This window comes from Aquimarina brevivitae, assembly GCF_004216895.1.
Taxonomy (GTDB): domain Bacteria; phylum Bacteroidota; class Bacteroidia; order Flavobacteriales; family Flavobacteriaceae; genus Aquimarina; species Aquimarina brevivitae.
On sequence record NZ_SGXE01000004.1, the window covers coordinates 1 to 24,931 of the forward strand.

Consider the following 24,931-nt stretch of genomic DNA (forward strand, 5'->3'; position numbering starts at 1 on the left):
ATCTTTCTTTAAATAACATAACAGCATTACAAGTATAAAAAGATCCTCGCCTACCCCTAACTGGTATCAGATAGGGATTGTAGTGGCATCCTTGGCTTGACAACCTAAAGTGGCAAGACAAGATACAACGGAAAGCCCGCAGACCTGCATAGCAGGGATGATCTGCAGAATACAACTAATCCACCTTATGAAGTTGGACGATTACGGATTTACTAATCGGCGTATTACTTTGGTCAGCATATTGATCGTGAGGAATTAACACATTGGTTTCTGGAAAATAAGCCGCCAGATTTCCCTGAGGAATATCATATGGCAACACCAGGAAGTTTTTTGCGATTCGCTCTTTACCATTATACCGGCTTACTATATTTACGCTATCCTTTTTTACTAAGCCCAAAGATTCCATATCGCTTGGATTGACAAAAACGACTCTTCTTTCATTATAAACCCCTCTATAGCGATCATCCAATCCATAGATTGTGGTGTTAAATTGATCGTGAGAACGAATGGTCATTAAGATAAAATCGTTTTCTTCGAGTTGATGCTCCGGGAGTTTACAACAACTGAATTTCGCTTTTTGATTGGGGAGGGCACTAAAATCTAACTCCCGAGCATTGTTTGGTAGATAAAAACCACCATCTTTGGATCGTTGGTTTACAGCTTCAAAGCCTGCTATCACCTCTTCAATCTTATTTCGGATTAAATCGTAGTTAGTACTAAGATCTATCCAATCGATTGGGTGATCATCACCGAAATAGGCATTGGCAATACCCCCAATAATCTGAGGTTCGCTTATTAGTTGGTCAGAAGCAGGTTTTAAAATACCTTTTGAACGATGTACTTTACCCATACTATTTTCTACGGTAAGGTACTGTGGTTTCTTATTACGTAAATCTTTTTCGGATCTGCCAAGCGTTGGTAATATCAATGCTTTTTTACCCGTAACCAAATGGGATCTATTTAGTTTAGTACTAATTTGTACCGTGAGTTCACAGTTTTGCATACCCAGAGCAGTGTACGCAGTATCTGAAGTAGCGGATACGAAATTGCCACCCAATGCTACGAATACTTTTGCTTTATTGGTCGCCATAGCCTCCATTGCTCCTACTACATCTACCCCTTCTTCTGCTGGTGGCTTAAATCCAAAGGCTTCTTCTAAAGCTTTATTAAATTTTTCGGAAACGAAATGCATAATCCCTACTGTACGATCCCCTTGTACATTACTATGACCCCTAACAGGACAAGTACCTGCACCAGGCTTTCCTAAACTACCCTTAGCTAATAATAAATTAACACACTCTTTAATGTTATCCACTCCATTTTTATGCTGGGTGAGCCCCATTGCCCAACAGATAATAATTTTATCTTTTTTCGCCAACAATTGAACCACTTGATCTATAGCTTCCTCTGTTACACCCGTGGCACTCAATAATTCCCCTTCTGCGTAAGTGTCCAGATCTTGCATCAGTTCTTCAAAGCCTTCAGTATAGGTCTCTATAAATTGATGATCGAACACCTTGCCTGAAGCATTATCTAATTTCTTTAATTTTTTAAGTATTAATTTGAGCAGTGGAACATCTTGATTAATTTTTACTGGTAAATGTATATCCGCAATGGTGGTCCCCGTGGATAAAACACTGCTTAGTTGCTGTGGATTTTTAAACCGACTTAATCCGGCTTCTTTTAATGGATTGATCGCTACAATTTTGCCCCCATTTTCTTTGCACTTCTGCAAAGCAGAAAGCATTCTAGGGTGATTGGTACCCGGGTTTTGCCCCAAAATCATAACCACCTCAGCCTCATAAAAATCTTCTAATTTTACAGATCCTTTTCCTATACCCAATGTCTCTCCTAATGCTACTCCGCTTGATTCGTGACACATATTAGAGCAGTCCGGCAAGTTATTTGTTCCAAAAGCTCTAGCAAACACTCCATATAGAAATGCAGCCTCATTACTTGATCTACCCGAGGTATAAAATATGGCCTCGTTTGGTGACTTTAATTTATGAAGCTCTTCTGCAATCAACTCATAAGCCTCTTGCCAGGAAATCGGTTCATAATGACTTTTATCTGCTCTTAATACCATGGGTTCTATCAATCGACCACTCTTACCTATTTGATAATCGGTCCATTGTGAAAGTTCTTCAACAGTATACTTGGCAAAAAAATTTCGATCTACATATTTAGTAGTAGCTTCTTCTGCTAAAGCTTTTGCCCCATTTTCGCAATATTCTGCTATTGATGAACGCTTTTTTGGGTCTGGCCAAGCGCAGCTAGGACAATCAAAACCACCTTTTTGATTCATCTTATTGAGCCCAACTAAAGACTTAACCACACCCATTTCCTTAAAGGCGTGTTCCAAGGCTACCTTGACACCAAGAATACCGGCAGCATAATCTGCGGGTTCAGCAATTTTGATATCATTTAATTTATCTGACCCGAGATAGGAAACATTTCTTTTTGTATCGCCCATAATTAATCCATTGTTAGCTATCCAAAGATAAAGGTTAACAATTTAACTATGGTATAAGATTTTAATAAAATACACAGTAAGATTGAACTGTTCTTACAGGAAGAAATTCCAAACTATACCAAATCGAATAACGGCATCTCTAGGGGCGTAGCGCAAAGCAGAGAACTCCGTATTTTGATTAAACGCTTCCCCAAAATTTTCTACTTTGAAGAATACTCGTGTTTGTCGAATTTTTGCATTAAAAAATAAGTCTACTTGAGGAAATCCGCCCAGGGTTTGCTGGTAACCTCTAGGTGTAGCATCGGTATCCTCTAAGTCGTTAATTTCTTGTTGACTCAGCACATAAAATTCGGATAACACAGGGTCATAACCGTCTGCATAATATTCTGAATAATAACGAAAGGTTACCCCCGTTTGTAAAAACAAAGCTTTGCGGAACCAGTGATCTTCATAAAACAAACTATTTCTAGTAACCAGCTGAGGAACACGATACACCTCATCTCCCTGACTTACGTCTTGGAACATCACTGTGTTTTCTAACCCAAACTTAAACCATTTATAGCTATGTCTCCATTTTAACTTTAACAAACTAACATTGTTGTTGTACTGCGCAGGAACGGTTACCGAATCTTGATTTTTGGTGAAATACGTGTAGTTATTAATTGTACTTTGCGACGCTTCTAATTCTCCAAAAACACCTGCCTTAATTTTTGCTTTGATACTTGTCGTTTCAGTATTCAAAAAATTATTTGAAGCATCCTGATTGTTATAATTCTGCCAATTGTAATCAATATAATCACTTTGGTATAAAAGGAAATTATAATTAGGTGCTACCGAGCTGTAATCAATACCCAAATCGACTTGATAGTTGTCATTTAGATCATACCCCAACCAAGCATTGGCGTAACTTCCATCAAAATCACCAGCTACTAAGGCCATACCTTGTGCTTGTATATCGAATCCACCTATGGAATTGCTGTAAGTTCCTCCAAGGGACACTGCATCTCCTTTTATCCTGTTAACAATATTGATTTGATCACCAGGTTCTCCCAGAGTAAGAGCCGTGTCATATCCATAATTATAATCCGTATAACCCGCTTTCACCTCAAAAAACCCTAGGTATTTGGTATTGAAATTTACATACCCATAATTGGTAAAATCTTCTAAGGCTACCCTATCTAAAACTGACCCTGAAACAAAGGAAGGCCCAAAAAAATCAGTACCAGGAGTGTTTTTTGTAAACTGAAAAGACTTATCAGTAATATCCAACTCGTGCCCTACACGTAATTCAGTAGCTGAGCTATCTGTAGGTTTAATAATGGAATAGTAATGGTCCATATAAAACCGCTTCCCTTTTAACATGCTTTCTGCATCCTCAAAACGAACCGAAATCGCTCCCCGATCCGAAAATTGATCTCGATTACTTTGGTCATCAAATGGTTCAATACCCAAATATTCTTGAACACCCCGCTCGCTCAGTCCTCCATTTTCTTCATTTAATAAGTCTTGAGCCACAAAATGTGTTCTTAATTTATATCGGTCATTTTTAGAATTGTAGTTCGCCGTTATCCTTAAGTTACCTGTACTTGTTAAGGCATTTTGATATTTACCTAATGACCTTACCCCCTTGTAAGCAATAGAAACATTTAATTGGGGCGAAGTATTGACTGTAAAAAAAGCGTCTAATTGTTGCCCTTGTTCAAAAGTTGTTTTAAAATATAATTCCGAAAGAGGTGTAGGCACATAATAATAGGAGATATCCTCAGTTTCCATAAAGTTAAAATGCCGAGCTCTTGCCCCAAATAATGGTAGCAAGTGATCATATTCTTCTCTTTTGGCTAAACTGTTGTAAGTCTGACCCACGTTATTAATAGGTTGCAGCTCAAAATCATCTCTGCGTAGGTAATTGAAATTGTAATCTTTTTGTAAGCTGAGCGATGTGTCTACAAAAGTGGTATCCTTTTCGAAGTTTATCATTCTATACTCCTGTACTGGCGGTCGCTCTCTTTCCTCCTTTTTGCCTCTCAGCGACTGAAATTCTTTAGAATTAGAATCATTAGTAGCTCTCTGGTCATTTTGGATTTCGTTTCGCAATCCCTCTTGACCGTTAAATCGTTTGATTTCTTTTTTTTGAGAAAAAACAAAGTTCCCTAACAGTAGAAACCCTAATAAAACGATAACCTTTTTCAACAATATTCTATTTATTAAATTAATAGATACTTCTATATTTCATTTCTATAGACTACAATTTCTAGTCAAAAAACAGCACAAAAATAGACTTTTTTTAAAGAAAGCCTTACATAACTTTAATCATTAGCGAGATAACAAATATCACTTGTAGTTTGACGAACTATAAATGTTATTTTATTTTAGCATTATGCTTAAGCTTAAATATACTAATGATAGCATTGAATGCGGAACTGATGAAGCAGGAAGAGGTTGTCTTGCTGGCCCTGTTACCGCAGCAGCTATTATATTACCTGATGACTTTAATAGTACTTTATTAAATGATTCTAAACAACTTTCTGAGAAAAACAGAAAACTACTTAAACCTCTACTAGAAGACTGTGCAATCGCTTATAGTGTTACACATGTAGGTATTAAAGAAATAGATACAATTAACATTTTAAATGCTTCCATTGCTGCTATGCAACGATCTATTGAAAAATTAAATCCTCAACCAGAACATATCGCAGTAGATGGAAATCGCTTCAAACCCTTCAGGAATATCCCTCATACCTGCATTATCAAAGGAGATGGGAAATTTTTAAACATTGCCGCTGCATCCATACTGGCCAAAACCAGCAGGGATGAATTTATGGAAAAAATTCACGAGGAATTTCCGATGTATAATTGGAAAAAAAATAAAGGCTATCCTACCAAAGAACATAGAGAAGCCATAAAAAAATATGGTATCACTAAGTACCATAGAACAAGTTTTAAACTATTACCAGATCAATTAACCTTAGATCTTCAGTAACTTAATTATAATCCAAAAAATCCTGTTTCATTTTTGTAGGAATGCCTATTGTTATAAAGATCAGATCATTTATTTATCTTTGGCATATATTGCATTATTCTATAAATCGTATTTGACAAATCATTGTGTACATGAAAAATATTTTTATCGTATTTCTATCCTTAGCAGTGTGTGCTTGCTCTGAACCAGAAACGAAGTCTATTTCTTTTGTTGATTATGTACCCAAGGATGCTCAAATCATTGTTAAAATCAATGATTTGGAGCAGGCGAAAAGTCAATTGCGAAATAATGATCTTATAAAAAACAACACGGGTCTTGATCTATATACCTATTTTAATCAACTCCCAGCACTACAGAAAACATCTAAAAAAAGTGCGCTACTTTGTTTTTCGCCCGTAGGGAAAAACGATTACGAGTACACATTGATTTCTAAAATAGATCAGCTATTGATCACTAAGGATAGTTTATCCAATAAAAAAGTTGAAAAGTTTAGCTATGCTGAAAAAGATATTTATAAAATATCCGAAGCTGATCAGGCTTATTTTAGTACCATAGCAGACAGCATAATCATTTCATCTTCCTCTCAACTCGTTATTGAAAATGTAATACGAGAGCAAAAAAATTTGGTTAAAGCTCCATCAGATTTAAAACGGGTATATGAAGTAGCCTCTTCCGAAACTCCGTTGTCTTTCCTAATCAACGGCAACAAATTATACAATCTTCAACAAAACCTTTTACCTAAAGATGATATTATAGGTATCAAAAAATTTAGTGGCTGGGCGAGCATGGATGCTTCTATAGCACAAAACTCGATCTATCTTAATGGTATCGTTGTGGAGAAGGATTCATTACCGAGCGTATTGGGAATCTTCAATAAAACGTTACCTCAAGAAAATAAAATCGCAAAAATTACTCCGGTAACTGCTAACGGTTTTATATCGTACACCTATGATGACTTCGACATTTTAAAAAACAACCTTGCAAGCATTCAAGAAAGAGAATACCACGATATCCCAGTAGAGTTTGATGAATTATTTGCTAGTGTTACCGAAGTTGGATTAATATATAATGGAGATGATACTCTATTAGCATTAACAGCACTAAATACTGATGAGCTTATTGAGGAACTACAAGGAGATAAAGTAAATACCTTCAGGGATATCTCTATTTATAAGCACGACAACCAAATTTCCTTCGCTGGCATTTTTAATCCACTTTTGGCTGATTTCAAAGAAGCGTTTTATTTTCAATTTGAAGAGTTCATAGTTTTTGCCACTAGTCAAAAGGCGTTACAGGATATTATTGCCAACATACTTAATACCTCTGTACTCGGTGTACAACCTTATTATACCAGTTTAAAAGATAAATTAGCGGATCGTTCTTCCATACTAATGGTTGGAAATATTTCGTATTTAAAAGAGCACATTGCCAATAATGGATTAGATACTTATAAAGAAGGGTGGAATAACTTCAATCATAAAGGGTATGAAATCGGAATTGTACAACTCATCCGTGAAAATGATTTTGCCCATGTACACACACTGTTACAGAAATCACAGGATTCGTCTGTGGCTACTTCTGTAGCACAGGTAGCCTCTGTAACCTTGGAGAATGAGCTACTTTCCGCTCCTGTGTTAGTTAAGAACCATAGAACCAAAGGGTTAGATATTGCTGCACAAGATATTACTAATCATCTTTATTTAATATCTGATACCGGTACGATTTTTTGGAAAAAACAAATTGACGGTGCCATTATGGGTGAGATACAACAGATTGATATGTACAAAAATGGACGATATCAACTGCTGTTTAATACCGCTAACACACTTTATGTAGTCGATAGAGACGGAAAAGATGTAACTCCTTTTCCTAAAAAATTTGAACAAACAATAACACAGCCTTTAGCACTTTTTGACTACGATAAAAATAAAAGATACCGAATCGTTATTACGCAAGGCAATAATATTTTAATGTTTGATGCCAAAGGAGAAGTCGTAGAAGGGTTTGGTTTTAACGGTACCAAAACCAAAATCATTGCCCCGCCCAAACATATTCGTATTGGCACTAAAGATTATATTTTGGTTCAAGAAGAAAATGGAAAACTAAATATACTTGACCGAATAGGACGCACTAGAGTTGATGTTAAAGGTAATATTGATTTTTCAACAAATGAGTGGTATCAATATCAGGATTTATTTACATCAACTACCAAAGCAGGCGGTTTAATTCAAATAGACGCCAAAGGTGGAATAAACAAAAAAGAAATAGGGTTAGAAGAAAACCATCAAGTAACGATGACCAATAAGACCCTGGTAACCCTTTCGGAGAACAAACTAACCATTAAAGACAGGACCTTAGAGCTAGACTATGGCATCTATACCGCCCCCAAATTATTTTATATCAACAACAAAATCTATATTTCTGTAACCGACAAGCAAACTAAGAAAGTATATCTATACGATAGCAATGCTGAGTTATTTCCTAATTTCCCTGTATATGGTAATTCAGCCATTAGTTTAGGTAATATGGATAACGACCCTAAATTAGAATTTGCTGTAAAAGGAGATGATAATACTATACTAATTTATCAGATTAATTAGTCAAAATGTTTACCTGACTGCTAGATGACTCACTAATGAGTGAACCATTACAAAAACAGTCATGATAACACTTAGATTCACAACAATTTTGGTGCTCATTTTTTTACTTGCTTCGTGTGAAGATGATGATGTAGCAATCCAGGATATTGATTTAGCCACAACGGCAATAAATTTTAGTATTGAGAAAGAAACAGATTTTGCGGGCACAGCAACTATTACTGGTATAATAACCAACATAGGAAGCGAAAACTTCACCTCTTCTGATAACCAACAATTTATTGGATTGTACGAGAGAGTACCAGGAGCATCTGCACCTGGTGTTCTAGTAGCTACAGCCAATTTCAATTCCTTAATTTCGGGTGGACAGCTTTCTGTTTCTTATACAAGAACGTGGGATGCATCGTCACCCTCAGAGGGTGAATTCCCACCAACATATACCTTGGTTATTACGTATGATCCGGATATATTTATTGATGGTAATGAAAACAATGATGATATCAACTTAGAAAATAACAGCTTATCGCAGAGTGGATCAGCCATAAATGATTTATATAGAAACCCTTAACTTCTTAAAAGGCCAAGACCCTAAAATGTTTTGGCCTTTTTAATGATTTCCGCTTCAAACAAATCTAAGAAATGAGCGATAAGCTTTTCCTTGACCTCATTCTCATCTACTTTTTGTTTTCCTAATTCTACATTAAGCGAAGTTACGGCCTTATCATTAATTCCACAGGGAATAATATTATCAAAGTACCCTAAATCAGCGTTGATATTGAATGCAAAACCGTGCATAGTTACCCATCTACTGGCTCGAACTCCCATCGCACATATTTTGCGAGCAAAAGGAGTTCCGACATCGAGCCAAACTCCCGTTTCCCCTTTACTTCGCGTAGCAACAATATCATATTCCGCTAACGTTCTGATGATCATCTCCTCTAGTAATCTCAAATATTTATGTATATCCGTAAAGAAATTTTCAAGATCTAAAATCGGATATCCTACAATTTGACCAGGGCCGTGATAAGTAATATCTCCTCCTCTATTAATTTTGTAGAATTTAGCACCTTTTTCTTGTAATTGAGACTCATCCAAGAGGAGATTATTCATATCCCCGCTTTTACCTAAGGTATACACATGAGGGTGTTCCACAAAAAGAAGATAGTTTGGGGTACGTAGACCTGCATCTTCTCTCCGATTTTTAATCTTAATATCTAGTATTTGTTTAAAAAGATCTTCTTGATAGTCCCAGGTATCTTTATAATCTTTGTTCCCTAAATCCTGAATTTCTACTATTTTGTATTGCTCCATCATAATGCTACAAAAATACAATATTAAAGCAAGGATTGCGATTCACAACTTAGTTTTAAAAGTAATTAAGTTGCTTTTTACCAAACTTTTATTATTTGGGATTGTTCAAAATCACCAAAGCTGCAATTACACCGGGCACCCATCCACATAAGGTTAGTAGTAAAACAATAAGTATAGAACCACATCCTTTACCTATGACAGATAAGGGTGGGAATACAATAGCCAGCAAAACCCTCCAAAAACTCATAATTATCTTTTGTACTAAAATTAATATCTACCAAATTAGACATCAATCTCTTGTTTTTGTTACATGATTAACCCTTTAAAAAAAGTTAGCCATCCATAAAAACACTTTTTTATAAAATAGAGTTTTGTAGATTGATAGATTACATCATACTTATTATCTTTGCAGGCTTAAAATAGCAGTATTATGCAATTATCAGAACAAGAGTTAGTACGACGCGAAAAACTACAGTCTTTACGTAAATTAGGGATAGACCCTTATCCAGCAGCTTTATTCCCAGTGGATCACACTTCCAAAGAGATCAAATCCAACTATGCTGAAGGTAAAAAAGTTACGATTGCTGGTAGATTAATGTCCAGAAGAATACAAGGAAGTGCTTCTTTTGCTGAATTGCAAGACGCAGATGGCAGAATACAAGTTTATTTTAACAGAGATGAAATTTGTCCCGGAGAGGATAAGCAAAAATATAACGACATCTACAAAAAGTTACTAGACATTGGTGACTTTATAGGTATTGAAGGCGAGCTTTTTACTACTAAAGTTGGTGAAAAAACCGTAATGGTTAAAGATTTTACTGTTCTGAGTAAATCTTTAAAACCACTTCCATTGCCAAAAACAGATAAAGAAGGAAAAGTCTTTGACGAGTTCAATGACCCTGAACTTAGATATCGACAACGCTATGCAGATCTGGTAGTAAACCCACAGGTTAAAGATGTTTTCGTAAAAAGAACAAAGCTCTTCAATGCCATGCGTTCCTTTTTTAATGACAAAGGCTATTTTGAAGTGGAAACACCAATCCTACAGCCCATACCAGGAGGGGCAGCAGCAAGGCCTTTTGTAACGCATCACAATTCACTTGACATTCCATTGTATATGCGAATTGCGAACGAATTGTACCTTAAAAGATTAATCGTAGGTGGCTTTGACGGTGTATATGAGTTTTCTAAAAACTTCAGAAATGAAGGAATGGATCGTACCCATAATCCAGAATTTACCGCTATGGAGATCTATGTAGCTTATAAAGACTACAATTGGATGATGGACTTTTGTGAAGAATTGTTAGAACATTGTGCTATTGCCGTTAACGGCACTACCAAAGCCAAATTCGGACAGCACGAAATTGATTTTAAAGCTCCTTATCCTCGTGTTACGATGAGAGATGCTATTAAACACTTTACCGGTTTTGATATCGAAGGCAAATCCGAAAGCGAACTACGAGAAGCTGCAAAAGCTATGGATGTAGAAGTTGATGAAACCATGGGTAAAGGAAAGTTAATAGACGAAATTTTCGGGGAAAAGTGCGAGGGTAATTACATACAACCTACCTTTATCACAGATTATCCTAAGGAAATGAGCCCGTTGTGTAAAGCACACAGAGAAAATCCAGAGTTAACAGAACGATTTGAGCTTATGGTATGTGGTAAAGAAATTGCAAATGCTTACTCAGAGCTTAATGACCCTATTGATCAAAGAGAACGTTTTGAAGAACAATTGAAATTGAGTGAAAAAGGCGACGATGAAGCTATGTTTATTGACCAGGACTTCATAAGAGCTTTAGAGTACGGGATGCCTCCAACTTCAGGGATGGGAATCGGTATGGATCGGTTGATTATGTTTTTAACCAATAAGCAGTCCATCCAAGAAGTATTATTCTTTCCTCAAATGAAGCCAGAGAAAAAACCTTTGGAATTAAAGGAAAATGAAAAAGCGATTTATGATATTCTGAAAAAAGAAAAAACCATGGCTCTTAACGCTTTAAAAGAAAAAGCAGGATTGAGTAATAAGGCCTGGGACAAAGGAATGAAAGGCTTATCAAAACTAGGCGTTACAAAGGTCACCAAAACTGACGATGACTTGATAGTTGCGTTAAAAGATGATTAAACCCAGAGCCCGATTACGGAAACACTCCAATAAATTTTCGGAAATTCTAATAATCTCCTATATTTGAGAACTTTAAAAAACAACTAACATTATGCCCTACTTAAGCGAAGAAGAATTAGATGAACTTAATAAGAAGATAGAGAACTCAGAAGAGAAAGAACGAATTACCCAATTTGAGCACACCAAGGCGCTGAGAGAAGAAAAAGAAAAAGGAGAGAAGTTTAAAATTGCAACAATCATTTTAGGAATTGTGGCGTTACTAGGAGTAGCGGGTACAGTATACTTTATGAACTTTAGCACCCCTGCTGGTATGATCTCTAGCAAAGAGCATAAAAAGAAGGTTGCTAAACTTGAAAAGAAAATAGAAGAACAAACTCAAAACATCAATGAGCTAAATACTGCGCTGGATGCTAACGCTAATAACCCGGTAAAGTCTGGATCATTAAATGATAAAGTGGTTTATGCTGTACAAATTGGTGCTTTTGAAGACAAGGACTTATCAATGTACTCTGATAGTTTTGTGAATTTCAAAGAAATCAAAAGCGGAGGTTTTAATAAATATGCTGTCGGTAATTTTGAAACCTTAGAGGAGGCTAAACGTTTTAGAAAAGAAATGGTGAGCTTAGGTTTTAGAAATGCCTTTATCGCCTCCTATCAAAACGGACAGCGTATAAAAATTGAGGAAGCTTGGTAAGTTAAAGCTTAATCATAGAAAATACGAATAGAGAGGTCATTAGACCTCTCTATTATTTTGTAACATAATCCTTGATAGACTCGCCTGCAATAATCACATCTGATAAAACCGCTTTACCCTCTTTTACATAAACCATTGCGTAAACCTTTTCGATGCTGTCCTGTCGGTTTACTTGTTGATATAATTGTTCTGCTGCTAATGCTTTAGTTTCTTCCATATAATACCGATTAAAAGGCAATTCAAACCTAATGTACCCATTATCATTATAGTCTATAAATGCTTCAACATAATCAATCGGTTCGGTGGGCTCTTGATGGCTTACTCCTTTAATTTGGGCAAAACCTGCATCATCTTTGGTCAAATGAATATAAACTTTATTGTTATTGTAGTAGGTAGTGTCATTGCTGTTAAAAGAATCCATCTCATAACTTAGGGTGATGTATTTACCTCTAAAAGGATCATTAGGGTCAATAGGCTTTGTTTTAAATTGATATAACGTACCATATTTTAGGATATCCTCATGGTCTTTAATCATCCGATAAGGTACGTAAAGCTGTACCAAAGCCAGTATAATAAATATGATTAATATGTGAATCGTTTTCATTTTTTTGAAATTTTTAATTGTCTTTTGTACATCAAATAATTCGAAACAAAAAAGCTTAAGCCTATCACTACAAATACAGCTCCTCGCAATTCGAAACTCATTGTTGTATCAAAAAATCGAGAAATGATTAAGACCGATGTAATCAGCAAACCATAATTTAAAATTCTGAAATGCATTTTTGCAATACCAGATTTAATTATCGTTATCCCTATAGCCAACAACAATAGATTAATTATTACCGTTGCGAAAATATATCCCAGTGGAATGAAGAATACCATCCAAATGAGCAGAAACGAATACTGAATTAAAGTCGTAGCATTTAATTTTAATTTTGAGTTCGCTAATCTTTGCACGCTTAGTATCAATGCTATAATAACTAAAAACAACGCTATAAAAAATTCCTGTGAACCTAGTTGATGACCATTACCTATATCTTTCCAAACCTCCCAAAACGTTAAGATTAATAGTACCACTATAGTACCGAACGATCCTAAAAGTAAAAATCCATTTCTCAAGGTATTTGACTGAGCAAAAATCTGTAATCTGCCTATGCCATAAAAAACAGCAAACAAAGTTATATACATTAAAAAACCGAGTTCATCAGCCTTTTTTATAAAGCAACTTAAACCGATTATACAACTAATGGGAATAGCCCAATTAAAAATAGTAGTGGTATTACTCGCAATATATGTTCTTACAAGATTGATATAATAAGGAAGAATTGCCCCAATAAAAATCAAATACATCCAAGGAGTCTTACTTTCACCTAATTTCCAACCGATAACTATAGTATAATAAGTACCAGTCAATAGTGTTAAGAGCGCTACAGCCCTAGATTTAGTCAAGTATACTAAAGGCAAACACAATAGCCCCCAAGTTAGTAAATAGCTATCCAATTGCTCGGGTAGATGATAGATCTGACTGATCAGTGATATTGCTGTTCCTACAGCAAAAAAAAGCAACACTGAAGCTGACTCCTTCCAGGCCATACTTTTTTCCTTAAGAATTGTATAACCAACCAGTAGCTGAGCTAACACCAAAGGACTTAATGCCCATATGATCTTTGTAACCTTTGAAAAAGCATCCCAATTATGAGCTATCATCAAAATAATCCCAGCTCCAATTAATATGGCTCCAAAAATTCCAAAAATAGTATATAAGAGATTAGGTGAGTTCTCATTTTTTGCAGCATAATATTGTCTTATATCAGTAGCGGTCTGACTGCTGATAACTCCTTCCTTGATCAGAGTATCCAGTTCATTGCTTAGTTTTGAACGCATAGCTATTACTTTTTGTAATGATTTAAAGATACTTAAATTCGCTAAAGTTGTATAACCATCTATTTACTTTAGCTTATAGATCATATTGTTCAATACATTTTTTGTCTCTCGTATTCTTTTGAACTGCGACCGCTGCAAACAAACTTAAGGTAAATGCCATGGCATAGAACCCTTTTTCACTCAACCACATGTCAGCATTCCATAATCCAATTATTAACAATAATATTGAAGTCAAGGTGGTAAACCAGCTAATACTATAATAGAGGTCTGTCACCGGTATACCTTCGAGCTTATCTCGGACGCTTTTTTGCACAGAAACTACTGAAAAAAGCCCAAACAATAGAATGGTAAAATAATATCCTTTTTCATTCAATTCCATGGAGGCGTTCCATAGTCCGACACAATAGGAAATCATCCCTATACATAATGCGGACCAAGATGCCGATATAAAAGCCGCACTTGGCTGTATATGCTGTATTCGTTCTTTGGTAGTACAATTTGCTTTATTAGTTATCTCTTCGGTTTGTTCTGTAGAAAACTTATACTCCATCTTTTATGAATTTAGATTAATACTTTTCCTTTTAACACTACAAAGATGTATCAGTCTAAACATAGATTTGCCTCTAAAATAGTATAAAACTGACGATATAAAATAATTATAATGACAATAAATTACTATTTTTAAGATTTTTACTTATAAATAACTAATGATATAATGTATTCTATTTCAGATATTACTTCTATTCTAACCGCACAGGAGAAACAACAATTCATTCGATACCTTAAGAAAAAGAACAAAAAACATAGCATTAAAAACATTACATTTTTTGAACTTTTAAATCAAGGTAAAAAAGAAAAAGAAATTGAAACGTTGTTATATAAAAAATCTGAAAAAGCAGCGTATCATGCTTTACGCAAAAGGTTGAAAGATGCACTTCTTGATTTTATTGCGATTACCAATTTTGAAAGTGAAACTTCAGAAGAGTTCGATATTCTAAAACTTTTACTTTGTAGTAGGATTTTTTTTGAACAAAGAAACTACAGCTTGGCCTTTAATCTTTTAAAAAAAGCAGAGCTTAAAGCAATGGAACTTGACCAATACGGTCTACTAAATGAGATCTACTACACTAAGATACAGCATATAAACTATGACGCTAGGCTTAATCTGCAAGAAGTGCTACTACAGTATAAGTCGAATAAATCAAAATTAACTCAAGAAGAGAACCTCAATATTTTTCGAGCTACCCTAGAATATCAATTGAATCATTACGTAGATGACCTGCGAGCTACAGTAGATCAAGCCATGGTTCAGTCAGAAATATACATTAATGAAAAGCTGACGATAAGATCATCTTACAAATTGTTGGAACTATTAAATACAATAGGACATCATCAGCGGAATTATCACCATCTCCTACCCCTTTTTGAAGAAATTTACCAACAAATCATTTTTAAAAAAGAACTGCAAAACAAAAATCAATTTTATCACATTCAGATCTTCTATTTGCTAGCAAACGCCAATTTTAGAACCCGTAATTTCATCAAAGCTTCCGAGTTTTTGGAAGCTATGTACAGTACAATAGAAAGCAAAAACAGTAAATATGCTCAACGCTTCTTCCCCCAATATACTCTTCTTAAAGCTTTAGTCCTTAATTACACGGGCAATGCGATAGCTGCAATAAAACTTTTAAGTGATTTCCCTTATCATAAACATAAAAACCAACAGAGTTATATTTTAGATTTAAAATTAAGCTTAGTCGTCTTTTATGTACAACAACAAGAACTTCAAAAAGCGATGAAGCTAATTCAAACCTTTAATCGTTCAGATAACTGGTACCAGGAAAAGGCTGGCATAACCTGGGTTCTAAAAAAGAATATTACAACCATGCTTATTTACTTAGACAAAGAAAATATTGATTTGTTTGAATCTACTTATAAATCATTTACTAAAAAATACATCAACTACCTCAAACAAAACAAAGAAGTAAGGACATTAGAGTTCCTTAAACTTATAAGCGCATATTATAAAGATCCATTAACAATAAATAGCCAAGATTTTAAAACTAGAGTAAACAATACATTAACCACTAAAAACAAAAATATTGAGGACGTTTTTGAAATGAGTATTTATGCCTGGTTAAAAGCAAAAATTAATAGAACTGATTTATACAGCACAACTTTAGAGCTTGTTGCTCATAAGAAAAGATGAGGCAAGCTATCGCTTTAACTTAAGTTTTAGAATTATAAAATGTCTATTTCATAACTTCCGCGTTTTATTTAAATACTATATAATGCAAAAGAAATATTTACTTCTTTTAGCGACAGCTTTAATTGTTTTTGTAAGTTGCTCTTCACTACAAAACAAAAAAGGGAAAAGCTTAGCTAAAAATGGGAAAAGCCCTGAAAAAACGGAAAAGGACAAAAATGGAATTAAGCCTTATGATAAGGTAATTACTGAAAAAGCGAAAACCGATAAGGGTTTATTTGACATCCATAATTTGGACGACAAATACTTTTATGAAATTCCAGACTCTCTTTTTAACCGAGAAATGATAATGGTCACTCGAATTGCCAAAACCGCTTCAGGTATTGGTTTCGGAGGAGGAAAACAAAACACTCAAGTTCTTAGATGGCAGAAAAAAAACAAACAGGTGCTATTGCGTGTGGTAAGTCATGAGATATTTGCAGCAGATTCGTTACCCATACACGAGGCTGTTGTTAACTCTAATTTTGAACCTATTTTATATAGCTTCCCGATAAAAGCATATCATAAAGACTCCATAAACAACAGTACGGTTATAGATGTTACGGATCTTTTTACTAAAGATATTAAAGCCTTAGGGTTTCCTGCTTCGAGAAGAAAACAGTATAAAATTTCAAAGCTTGATACCAAACGATCTTATATCGATACGCTAAGAAGTTACCCACTTAATATTGAATCAAGACACGTTAAAACCTACGATGCTAGTAATCCTCCTTCTAACGAGAGTGTAGCTGCTATTTCGCTTCAGATAGGTAACTCCATGATATTATTGCCTAAAGAACCAATGAAGCGTAGGTACTTTGATCAACGCGTAGGTTGGTTCGCCAGGGGCCAAACGGATTATGGCTTAGACGCTCAGGAAAGTAAAACTATAAAATATTTAGATCGCTGGAGACTTGAGGTCAAGGATGAAGATGTGGAAAAATTTAAAAGAGGTGAGCTTGTTGTTCCAAAAAAACAAATCGTTTATTATATCGATAGAGCGACACCAAAAAAATGGCGCAAATATATTAAGCAAGGAATTGAAGATTGGCAGGTTGCTTTTGAAGAAGCAGGATTCAAAGAAGCAATAATCGCTAAAGACCCGCCAACCAAAGAAGAAGATCCAGATTGGAGCCCAGAGGATGTAAGATATTCTGTAGTAAGGTATTTAGCTTCTCCGATACCCAATGCTAATGGTCCACACGTAAGCGACCCAAGATCAGGAGAAATTTTGGAAAGTGATATCAATTGGTATCATAATGTAATGACTTTACTTAGAAATTGGTTCTTTGTACAAACTGCTGCTATCAATCCTAATGCGCAAGCGGTTGCTTTTGATGATGAAGTAATGGGCAAACTGATCCGCTTTGTATCTTCTCACGAAGTAGGGCATACTTTGGGACTACCACATAATATGGGGAGCAGTGTTGCTTACCCCGTAGAATCATTACGAGACCCAGTCTTTACTAAAAAATACGGAACTGCTCCTTCTATTATGGATTATGCCCGGTTTAACTACATCGCTCAACCAGGAGATGGCGATGTGGCTTTAATGCCTAATATTGGTATCTATGATAAATATGCGATCAAATGGGGATATCGACCTATATTAGATAAAGATGCGAAAGAGGAAAAGGAAGTTTTAGATAGCTGGATATTAGAACATCAAGATGATCCTATGTATCGTTTTGGTCGCCAACAGTTTGGTGTAATAGACCCTAGCTCACAGACCGAAGATTTAGGCGATGATGCTATGAAAGCTAGTGATTATGGAATTAAAAACTTGAAACGAATCGTACCCAATCTAATTAAATGGACCAGTGAAAAAGGAAAGAACTATGATGACTTAAGTACGATGTACAGTCAAGTATTAGCACAGTATAACCGTTATATGGGCCACGTATCATCTAATGTTGGTGGTGTGTATGAATACTATAAAACCTATGATCAAGAAGGACCGGTTTATAGCCACGTTAAGAAAGAAAAGCAGCAAAGAGCTATGTCTTTTTTACAAAATCAACTTTTTGAAACCCCTCAATGGTTATTGGACACCTCAATTTTTAATAAAATTGAATTTGCCGGTGCTGTAGAACGTATTCGCAAGATTCAAGAGCGTACCCTTAACAATCTATTGGATGAAGGAAGAATGGCTCGACTGATCGAAAATGAAGCGTTAAATCAAGAAGAAGCATATACTTTACTGGATATGATGTCAGAATTACGTCAGGGTGTATGGAGCGAACTAAGAACCGGAAAGAGCATTGATGTTTACCGAAGAAATTTACAACGCGCCTATATTGAACGAATGGAACATTTAATGACTAAAGAGCAGTCTAAAATACCCGAAAATATTCGTCGATTTGTAAAAAGAACAGAGGTAAACGTTTCTCAAAGTGATATCAGAGCTGTGGTAAGGGCAGAATTAAGCACACTACAACGTGCGATAAACAACGCCATAGGACGTACAAGAGATAGTATGAGCCGTTACCATCTAAGAGATGCAAGTGAACGCTTTGATATGATTTTAAATCCAAAAGGATAAAAAAGAATAGTATCCTAATTAAAAAAGCACCTGTATAAGGTGCTTTTTGTTTTTTTAATTGATCTCCTATAATGTTTTTGCCACCTTTTGAACAGCTGCTATGGTTTCATCTAAATCCTTATAGGATAAGGCATCTGTGATAAACCAAGATTCAAAAGCACTTGGTGCAATATAAATACCCTCGGCTAACATACCGTGAAAGAATTTTTTAAAGGTATCATTATTACCCTCAGCAGCGGATGCAAAATCGATTACTTTACCTTCAGCAAAATGCACCGAAATCATCGAACCAATTCTGTTAATCGTATGGACTACGCCATGATCAACTAATGCTTGATGCATCCCTTGATGTAAGTATTCGGTCTTTGCCGTTAAACTCGAAAATATTTCAGGATTATCGTTTAATTCTGTCAGCATTGCTAATCCAGCTGCCATCGCTAATGGATTTCCGCTCAACGTTCCTGCCTGGTAAACTGGTCCTACCGGAGCCAAGTAATCCATAATTTCTTTTCTTGCAGCAAAAGCCCCTACCGGTAACCCACCTCCGATAACTTTACCAAAGGTTACAATATCGGCAGCTACTCCAAGTAGTTCTTGAACACCTCCTTTGGCTAATCGAAAGCCTGTCATCACCTCATCAAAAACTAATAAAATATCGTGTTCGTCACATAAAGTTCTTAATCCTTCAAGAAAACCTTCAACCGGTGGAATACATCCCATATTACCCGCCACAGGTTCAATAATAATACAAGCAATTTCGCCCTTGTTGGATGCGATAAGCTCTTTTACATTATCCAGATCATTATAATTAGCAAGCAACGTATCTTTTGCGGTACCCTGAGTTACCCCAGGACTATTAGGGCTACCAAATGTAACAGCACCACTACCTGCCTGTATCAAAAAAGAGTCACTGTGACCGTGATAACAACCCGCAAACTTGATAATCTTATCCTTGCCGGTAAACCCTCGGGCTAATCGAACCGCACTCATACAAGCCTCGGTACCAGAGTTTACAAATCGGATCTTATCAATATTTGGAACCATTGATACCGCCAACTGTGCAATTGTAGTTTCAATTTCTGTAGGCATCCCAAAGCTGGTTCCTTGTTTTGTTTTTTCAATAACCGCATTAACCACCGGAGGGAATGCATGACCTAAAATCATTGGACCCCAGGAATTGATATAATCAATTAATCTATTATCATCCTCATCATATAAATATGCTCCACTTGCTTTTTTTACAAAAATAGGATCTCCTCCTACCGCTTTAAATGCCCTTACTGGTGAATTGACACCACCTGGAATTACTTTTTGAGCTTCAGCAAATAATGCACTACTTCTTTTATAAATCATGTGTTTTTAAAAATCTTCAAATTCTTTTTCAGTTTCTTCTTGGACATCGGTCTTAGCTTCAGTAATCTTTAAGACCTGTCCAATTTTAATATTGTTATCCTTTAGCCCGTTAAATCGCTTTAACTGATCAACGCTTATTTTATACCTTCTGGAGATGGAATATAGTGTATCTCCTTTATTCACCAAATGTTCACCATCTTTATTGGACTGAACACTAGTTATTTGCTGAGTCTCGGTATTTGCAGTGTATTGTGCAATCACCTCTTTTGTTTCCTTTTCAACGATTTCAACACCTAAAACCTCTCGATCATATTTTGCTAAGTCATAGCGTTCAATAATACTTATAAGTTTATCAGGATACTTTTTATCCGTTGCGTAGCCAGCCGCCTTTAACCCTTTGGCCCATCCTTTATAATCCGATTTTTTCAACGTAAAAAGATTAGCGTATCGTTTTCGGTTAACCAAAAACTCAGAATGATCTCTAAACGATTGCCAGGCGTGATCATATTTCCTAAAACATTCTTGCAAACGATCATCGTCATGTCTCACACTTTCACCTGTCCAGTCATGACACTTAATCCCAAAATGATTATTTGCTCTTCGGGTTAAATCCCCGTTTCCTGCACCAGACTCCAATATCCCTTGTGCCAAAGTGATACTTGCCGGTATACCATAATTTTCCATTTCATTCTTTGCTACATCAGCAAAAGTGGTTATATACCATTGTACTCTTTCCTGATAGGATAATGATGCGGGTGGTACAGTAGTTGTCTCAGTAGTCACTGTTTTTTCAACCTTCGAAGTAGACACCACTGGTTTTCTTCTTTCCTTACGCTGTGTTTCTTTATAAGCCGTTCTTTTTTTACTTCCGCAAGAAAATAGTATTCCTGATAATACCAATACAGCTAAAATCGTTTTTGTCTTCATAATCATATATCAATCAACGGCAAGCCCTTTTTTTTCAATTGAGCATTCATACCCGATATTCCCTGTATCCCACCAGTATGAATTGCCAAAATCTTTGTTCCCATAGCAAAATAATTTTGCTTTATGAGGTCAAAAATACCAAAAATCATTTTACCGGTATAAATTGGATCCAGTAAAATACCGTGTTCTTGGTTAAACGAATTGATGAATTGAATTAAGGTCGTATTTACTTTAGCATATCCACCAAAGGTATAATGCGAAATTAACTCCCAATTTGGTGTATTTGCATATTTTTGAATCTCTTTTGTTAAAAAATTTCCTTGTAATGCAGAGAAGGATAATACCCGTTGATTTTTTTTGGAACTATTTATTATACCTGCAACCGTGGTTCCTGTCCCAGAACTACAGCAAATCACATCATACTGTTCATCCTTCTTATCTAATATTTCTTCACAACCTTTCACTGCTAGTTCGTTTGCGCCACCTTCAGGAATTAGATAAAACTCCCCAAACTTAGCCTTCAATTCATTAATAAATTCCAGTTCATTTTTTTGTCGATAACTGGCTCTATCTACAAAGTGAAGCACCATGCCCTGTTCCGTTGCAAAACGTAATGTGGGATTTGTAGCTAATGTTTTTGATACATCTTTAGCCAGCTCCTCTCCCCTAATGACACCTATCGTTTGTATGTTACATAACTTACCTGCAGCTGCGGTGGCCGCAATATGATTACTAAAGGCTCCTCCAAAAGTCAGGATTTTATGATTCCCATTTTTTATTGCCTCCTCAATATTATATTTAAGTTTTCTAAACTTATTTCCAGACACTTGAGGATGTAATACATCTTCGCGTTTTACTACTAAGGAAATATTCTGAGCCTGTAAGAATGGAGAAGATATACTATGGTTGGGAGAATGGGCTTTAGTTGAAAAAAAATCCATTTACCAATACTTTATAAAATTCCAGGGCTTTCGCTCTTCTAAGTAAGAAAGGTACATTTCATTTTGATACGCTTCTTTTTCAAAAGATATATTACGGTACGCTAGTGCTGAATTTCTGTATTGTAATAGTCGTATGATATATTCTACCAAATACAGCAAGTAAAAGGGAAGTACAAGTAATTCCAATTGTTGTTTTAGGTGAATTCTTTCGTGATTAATAAAGACCTGATCTTTTTTTAAACAACTAGATTTTACAACAATAAAAGGCCATAATGCAATACCTACAAAATGGCGACCTATCAAATATTTGTTAACAATTACGGGCATATTGCACGCAAGATAGTATTTTTGTGCCACATGGATCATTCAAAAAAACATATCAAACCAGAACCTGGGGATTATTACATTACCCCTGAAGGTTACCGATGCTTTACGGAACAGTATCATTTAAGAAGAGGATATTGCTGTGAGAGTGGGTGCAGACATTGCCCTTATGGCTATGACAAAAAAACAAACACCTATTCTTAGCTCTTGATTAAAATATAAGTACGTGGTACGGTTCTTGATGTTGTATTAGTAGTAAAAGTTCTATTTAACGTATAAAAAATAAAGGATTATGAAAGTATTTTCTCTTTTATCATTGATCCTCATCATAACATTAAGTTCTTGTACTACGGTTAGGGTGGCATCAGATTATGATAAGCAAGCTAATTTTAGCAATTATAAAAGTTTCGCATTTTTTAAACCAGGTATCGATCAGGTAGAAATCAGTGATTTGGATAAAAAACGTATACTTAGGGCAATCGAAGCCGCAATGATTTCAAAAGGATTTTCTAAATCCGAAACACCCGATATTTTAGTAAGTATTGTTACCAAGTCTAGAGAAAATGTAAATGTATACCAAAACAATTGGAACTGGGGCTGGTATGGCTGGGGCTGGAACCCTTGGTGGGGTCCTAATTACAGCACGGTGTCAAGAGTACAAGAAGGAACACTGTATATTGACTTAATAGATGCTACCAAAAAAGAATTGATCTGGCAAGGAATGGGTACAGCGCCATTAACGAATAATGTAGATAAAAAACAGGAGCGAATTAATGAAATTGTAAATGCCATTTTGGAAAAGTATCCTCCAATGCAGTAAATAGTATACAAAAGAAGATTACAAATAGCCTTTCACTACCGAAAGGTTATTTTTTTATGTATTTTTAAATGGAATTTAAAAGCTATTTATGCGTAATTTTTTATTTGGAGCCCTTGTAGCCGTTAGCTTGTTGTTAGTGTTTTATTTTGTGAGTAATCGAATACACACTACCAAGTCCGAAATAGCTTCGTCTGATCTTATCCTAAAGGAATTAAAAAATGTAGGTAAGTTAATCGTTACAGAAGGGCATTTTTCTGAAGTAATTACCTATAAAAATGCTAAAAAGTATTATCTAGATATTTTTACAGCAAAAAAGAAGGCGCTGGTCGTGGTCAATGCAAGAGTAACCATTGCATACGATCTTAGTAAACTAGAACACCGTATTGATACGAAGAATAAAAAAATAATTTTAACTAATATCCCAGAACCTGAAATCGACATTAACCCAGATATACGTTACCACGATCTCGAACAAGATTACCTGAACCAATTTACACCCGAAGATCATAACGAAATTAAAAAAATGGTTTTGGAGCAACTATCCAAAAAGGTAGATAAGTCAACTTTGAAGACCAATGCAGAAAACAGACTGTTATCTGAGCTGCAAAAGATTTATATCCTCACCAATTCACTAGGCTGGACCTTGGAATATAAGAAATACGAAGTTTTAAACCAGGACGCTCTTCAAGGAATTTTACAAAATACCTTTAGCCCCTCAAAGTAATTTACTTATCCATTTTATATAAATGTACATCGTGCTGAGGAAAAGGAATGGAAATACCTTTTTCTTCCAGTCGTGTTTTGGCCTCTTCCATAGTGTAAAAATGGACATCCCAAAAATGTTCATTCAGTGCCCAAAAGCGAACCGAAATCACCACAGCACTGTCACCTAAGGAATCCACAACAATCTGTGGTGCCGGATCCTCCAAAATATTTTCCTGTCCTTTAACCAGATCGGTTAAAATATCTTTAGCCAGCTTAATATCACTATCATAAGAAATACCAATATTAATTTTATCTCTTCTCTTATCCTCAGAAGAGTAGTTAATAATATTGTCATTGGACAACTTACCATTGGGCAAGATTGCCTCTTGATTTCCAAAGGTTAACAACTTGGTTGTGAATATAGAAATCTCTTTTACCGTTCCAGATACGCCCTGCGCTTCAATAAAATCTCCTACTCTAAATGGTCTGAATAGTAAAATAAGAACCCCACCCGCAAAATTTGATAGCGATCCCTGTAAAGCTAAACCGATGGCTAAACCTGCAGCACCCAGTATTGCAACTAAAGAAGAAGTTTGCACTCCAAACTGTGTAATAACCAATACAAAAACTACAATCTTTAAACCCCAATTGGTAAGCTGAAGAATAAATTTTTCTAAGGCCTCATCATAATCCTTTCGCTTAAAAAATCGCCGAAGCCAGCCTGTGATTAACCCTGTTAACCACAAACCAACAACTAAGATTAGAACTGCGGATATTACATTTGGGGCAAAATCCCAAACCCATTTTATAAACTGTTCCCAATTTTCTTCTGATAACCCAAATCTATCCATAAGTAATATGTGTTTATAGCACGAAGATCAAAATTAATTCAAAAATGAAGGAAAAACTGTCGTTTAAATTTTGTTAAAAATAATTATACAAAACTTAAAATAAGTAATAGAGTTTTAGATAAATGACTGATTACTTCTGAAAGCTCCGCTTTGAATATA

General features: G+C 35.5%; 22 protein-coding genes. 10 read left to right on the plus strand and 12 right to left on the minus strand.

The window, feature by feature from the left end; all coding sequences use genetic code 11:
• Positions 1-175: 175 nt before the first annotated feature.
• Both EV197_RS13505 and EV197_RS13510 read right to left on the minus strand, forming a co-directional pair.
• Entirely contained in the window at positions 176-2,473 is a 2,298-nt protein-coding gene (locus EV197_RS13505; protein WP_130287328.1) for an FdhF/YdeP family oxidoreductase, read from the minus strand.
• Between the two features lie 93 nt (positions 2,474-2,566).
• A complete protein-coding gene (locus EV197_RS13510) occupies positions 2,567-4,663 on the minus strand; it encodes a putative porin (protein WP_130287329.1) in 2,097 nt (698 codons plus the stop codon).
• Positions 4,664-4,850: 187 nt separating this feature from the next.
• On the opposite strand from EV197_RS13510, the gene EV197_RS13515 reads away from it, so the two are divergent.
• The 3 genes from EV197_RS13515 to EV197_RS13525 all read left to right on the plus strand — a co-directional run bounded on the left by EV197_RS13515 (position 4,851) and on the right by EV197_RS13525 (position 8,618).
• Positions 4,851-5,453, plus strand: a complete 603-nt coding sequence (locus tag EV197_RS13515) for a ribonuclease HII (protein WP_130287330.1) — start codon at positions 4,851-4,853, stop codon at positions 5,451-5,453.
• A 131-nt stretch (positions 5,454-5,584) separates the two neighbouring features.
• Entirely contained in the window at positions 5,585-8,053 is a 2,469-nt protein-coding gene (locus EV197_RS13520) for a ribonuclease HII (RefSeq protein WP_130287331.1), read from the plus strand.
• Between the two features lie 61 nt (positions 8,054-8,114).
• A complete protein-coding gene (locus EV197_RS13525; RefSeq protein WP_130287332.1) occupies positions 8,115-8,618 on the plus strand; it encodes a hypothetical protein in 504 nt (167 codons plus the stop codon).
• 20 nt (positions 8,619-8,638) lie between these two features.
• Here EV197_RS13525 and lipB read toward each other — a convergent pair whose 3' ends face one another.
• Together lipB and EV197_RS13535 are read right to left on the minus strand one after the other, a co-directional pair.
• Positions 8,639-9,364 carry a lipoyl(octanoyl) transferase LipB gene (lipB, locus tag EV197_RS13530; protein ID WP_242610740.1) on the minus strand — a complete coding sequence of 242 codons (726 nt, stop codon included), beginning with the start codon at positions 9,362-9,364 and terminating at the stop codon, positions 8,639-8,641.
• Positions 9,365-9,452: 88 nt separating this feature from the next.
• Positions 9,453-9,608, minus strand: coding sequence for a YqaE/Pmp3 family membrane protein (locus tag EV197_RS13535; RefSeq protein WP_130287333.1), 156 nt, complete (start codon positions 9,606-9,608; stop codon positions 9,453-9,455).
• Positions 9,609-9,791: 183 nt separating this feature from the next.
• Between EV197_RS13535 and lysS the strand changes: the two genes are divergently transcribed.
• Together lysS and EV197_RS13545 are read left to right on the plus strand one after the other, a co-directional pair.
• Positions 9,792-11,486 (plus strand): lysine--tRNA ligase, encoded by a 1,695-nt coding sequence (gene lysS, locus EV197_RS13540; RefSeq protein ID WP_130287334.1) that lies wholly within the window; start codon positions 9,792-9,794, stop codon positions 11,484-11,486.
• Positions 11,487-11,577: 91 nt separating this feature from the next.
• Positions 11,578-12,180, plus strand: a complete 603-nt coding sequence (locus EV197_RS13545; protein ID WP_130287335.1) for an SPOR domain-containing protein — start codon at positions 11,578-11,580, stop codon at positions 12,178-12,180.
• 52 nt (positions 12,181-12,232) lie between these two features.
• On the opposite strand, the gene EV197_RS13550 is transcribed toward EV197_RS13545, so the two are convergent.
• From EV197_RS13550 to yiaA, 3 genes are all read right to left on the minus strand, one after another.
• The gene (locus EV197_RS13550) at positions 12,233-12,784 is read right to left on the minus strand and encodes a GDYXXLXY domain-containing protein (RefSeq protein WP_130287336.1); all 552 of its coding nucleotides are present in this window, start codon (positions 12,782-12,784) and stop codon (positions 12,233-12,235) included.
• Entirely contained in the window at positions 12,781-14,064 is a 1,284-nt protein-coding gene (locus tag EV197_RS13555; protein ID WP_130287337.1) for a DUF2157 domain-containing protein, read from the minus strand. Before EV197_RS13555 ends, EV197_RS13550 begins: the two co-directional genes overlap by 4 nt.
• A 73-nt stretch (positions 14,065-14,137) precedes the next feature.
• Complete coding sequence (gene yiaA, locus EV197_RS13560) at positions 14,138-14,614, minus strand: inner membrane protein YiaA (RefSeq protein ID WP_130287338.1); 477 nt, start codon at positions 14,612-14,614, stop codon at positions 14,138-14,140.
• A 165-nt stretch (positions 14,615-14,779) separates the two neighbouring features.
• Here yiaA and EV197_RS13565 point away from each other — a divergent pair, with 165 nt between their 5' ends.
• Both EV197_RS13565 and EV197_RS13570 read left to right on the plus strand, forming a co-directional pair.
• Complete coding sequence (locus EV197_RS13565; protein WP_130287339.1) at positions 14,780-16,273, plus strand: hypothetical protein; 1,494 nt, start codon at positions 14,780-14,782, stop codon at positions 16,271-16,273.
• 82 nt (positions 16,274-16,355) lie between these two features.
• A complete protein-coding gene (locus EV197_RS13570; protein ID WP_130287340.1) occupies positions 16,356-18,851 on the plus strand; it encodes a zinc-dependent metalloprotease in 2,496 nt (831 codons plus the stop codon).
• 66 nt (positions 18,852-18,917) lie between these two features.
• On the opposite strand, the gene hemL is transcribed toward EV197_RS13570, so the two are convergent.
• Genes hemL through EV197_RS13590 form a run of 4 tightly spaced genes read right to left on the minus strand, consistent with a single transcriptional unit; the run spans position 18,918 to position 22,399 of the window.
• Positions 18,918-20,204 (minus strand): glutamate-1-semialdehyde 2,1-aminomutase, encoded by a 1,287-nt coding sequence (gene hemL / locus EV197_RS13575; RefSeq protein WP_130287341.1) that lies wholly within the window; start codon positions 20,202-20,204, stop codon positions 18,918-18,920.
• Positions 20,205-20,210: 6 nt separating this feature from the next.
• On the minus strand, positions 20,211-21,131 hold the full coding sequence (locus EV197_RS13580) for a glucosaminidase domain-containing protein (protein WP_130287342.1): 921 nt from the start codon (positions 21,129-21,131) through the stop codon (positions 20,211-20,213).
• Between the two features lie 2 nt (positions 21,132-21,133).
• The gene (locus EV197_RS13585) at positions 21,134-22,072 is read right to left on the minus strand and encodes a 1-aminocyclopropane-1-carboxylate deaminase/D-cysteine desulfhydrase (protein ID WP_130287343.1); all 939 of its coding nucleotides are present in this window, start codon (positions 22,070-22,072) and stop codon (positions 21,134-21,136) included.
• Positions 22,073-22,399: a hypothetical protein gene (locus EV197_RS13590; protein WP_130287344.1), complete on the minus strand. Its 327-nt coding sequence runs from the start codon at positions 22,397-22,399 to the stop codon at positions 22,073-22,075.
• 30 nt (positions 22,400-22,429) lie between these two features.
• On the opposite strand from EV197_RS13590, the gene EV197_RS17105 reads away from it, so the two are divergent.
• The 3 genes from EV197_RS17105 (at position 22,430) to EV197_RS13600 (ending at position 23,940) form a co-directional block, all read left to right on the plus strand.
• Positions 22,430-22,600, plus strand: coding sequence for a C1orf53 family protein (locus EV197_RS17105; protein WP_165389062.1), 171 nt, complete (start codon positions 22,430-22,432; stop codon positions 22,598-22,600).
• A gap of 88 nt (positions 22,601-22,688) precedes the next feature.
• Positions 22,689-23,216, plus strand: coding sequence for a DUF4136 domain-containing protein (locus EV197_RS13595; protein WP_130287345.1), 528 nt, complete (start codon positions 22,689-22,691; stop codon positions 23,214-23,216).
• Between the two features lie 88 nt (positions 23,217-23,304).
• Entirely contained in the window at positions 23,305-23,940 is a 636-nt protein-coding gene (locus tag EV197_RS13600) for a DUF4230 domain-containing protein (protein WP_130287346.1), read from the plus strand.
• 1 nt (position 23,941) lies between these two features.
• On the opposite strand, the gene EV197_RS13605 is transcribed toward EV197_RS13600, so the two are convergent.
• Positions 23,942-24,772, minus strand: a complete 831-nt coding sequence (locus EV197_RS13605) for a mechanosensitive ion channel family protein (RefSeq protein ID WP_130287347.1) — start codon at positions 24,770-24,772, stop codon at positions 23,942-23,944.
• Positions 24,773-24,931 lie beyond the last annotated feature (159 nt).

Bases quoted from the DNA above. Each gene is read 5' to 3' on its own strand.
- EV197_RS13505 (WP_130287328.1), bottom strand. From the start codon at position 2,473: ATGGGCGATACAAAAAGAAATGTTTCCTATCTCGGGTCAGATAAATTA.
- EV197_RS13515 (WP_130287330.1), top strand. From the start codon at position 4,851: ATGCTTAAGCTTAAATATACTAATGATAGCATTGAATGCGGAACTGAT.
- EV197_RS13520 (WP_130287331.1), top strand. From the start codon at position 5,585: ATGAAAAATATTTTTATCGTATTTCTATCCTTAGCAGTGTGTGCTTGC.
- EV197_RS13525 (WP_130287332.1), top strand. From the start codon at position 8,115: ATGATAACACTTAGATTCACAACAATTTTGGTGCTCATTTTTTTACTT.
- lipB (WP_242610740.1), bottom strand. From the start codon at position 9,364: ATGATGGAGCAATACAAAATAGTAGAAATTCAGGATTTAGGGAACAAA.
- EV197_RS13535 (WP_130287333.1), bottom strand. From the start codon at position 9,608: ATGAGTTTTTGGAGGGTTTTGCTGGCTATTGTATTCCCACCCTTATCT.
- lysS (WP_130287334.1), top strand. From the start codon at position 9,792: ATGCAATTATCAGAACAAGAGTTAGTACGACGCGAAAAACTACAGTCT.
- EV197_RS13545 (WP_130287335.1), top strand. From the start codon at position 11,578: ATGCCCTACTTAAGCGAAGAAGAATTAGATGAACTTAATAAGAAGATA.
- EV197_RS13550 (WP_130287336.1), bottom strand. From the start codon at position 12,784: ATGAAAACGATTCACATATTAATCATATTTATTATACTGGCTTTGGTA.
- EV197_RS13555 (WP_130287337.1), bottom strand. From the start codon at position 14,064: ATGCGTTCAAAACTAAGCAATGAACTGGATACTCTGATCAAGGAAGGA.
- yiaA (WP_130287338.1), bottom strand. From the start codon at position 14,614: ATGGAGTATAAGTTTTCTACAGAACAAACCGAAGAGATAACTAATAAA.
- EV197_RS13565 (WP_130287339.1), top strand. From the start codon at position 14,780: ATGTATTCTATTTCAGATATTACTTCTATTCTAACCGCACAGGAGAAA.
- EV197_RS13570 (WP_130287340.1), top strand. From the start codon at position 16,356: ATGCAAAAGAAATATTTACTTCTTTTAGCGACAGCTTTAATTGTTTTT.
- hemL (WP_130287341.1), bottom strand. From the start codon at position 20,204: ATGATTTATAAAAGAAGTAGTGCATTATTTGCTGAAGCTCAAAAAGTA.
- EV197_RS13580 (WP_130287342.1), bottom strand. From the start codon at position 21,131: ATGAAGACAAAAACGATTTTAGCTGTATTGGTATTATCAGGAATACTA.
- EV197_RS13585 (WP_130287343.1), bottom strand. From the start codon at position 22,072: ATGGATTTTTTTTCAACTAAAGCCCATTCTCCCAACCATAGTATATCT.
- EV197_RS13590 (WP_130287344.1), bottom strand. From the start codon at position 22,399: ATGCCCGTAATTGTTAACAAATATTTGATAGGTCGCCATTTTGTAGGT.
- EV197_RS17105 (WP_165389062.1), top strand. From the start codon at position 22,430: ATGGATCATTCAAAAAAACATATCAAACCAGAACCTGGGGATTATTAC.
- EV197_RS13595 (WP_130287345.1), top strand. From the start codon at position 22,689: ATGAAAGTATTTTCTCTTTTATCATTGATCCTCATCATAACATTAAGT.
- EV197_RS13600 (WP_130287346.1), top strand. From the start codon at position 23,305: ATGCGTAATTTTTTATTTGGAGCCCTTGTAGCCGTTAGCTTGTTGTTA.
- EV197_RS13605 (WP_130287347.1), bottom strand. From the start codon at position 24,772: ATGGATAGATTTGGGTTATCAGAAGAAAATTGGGAACAGTTTATAAAA.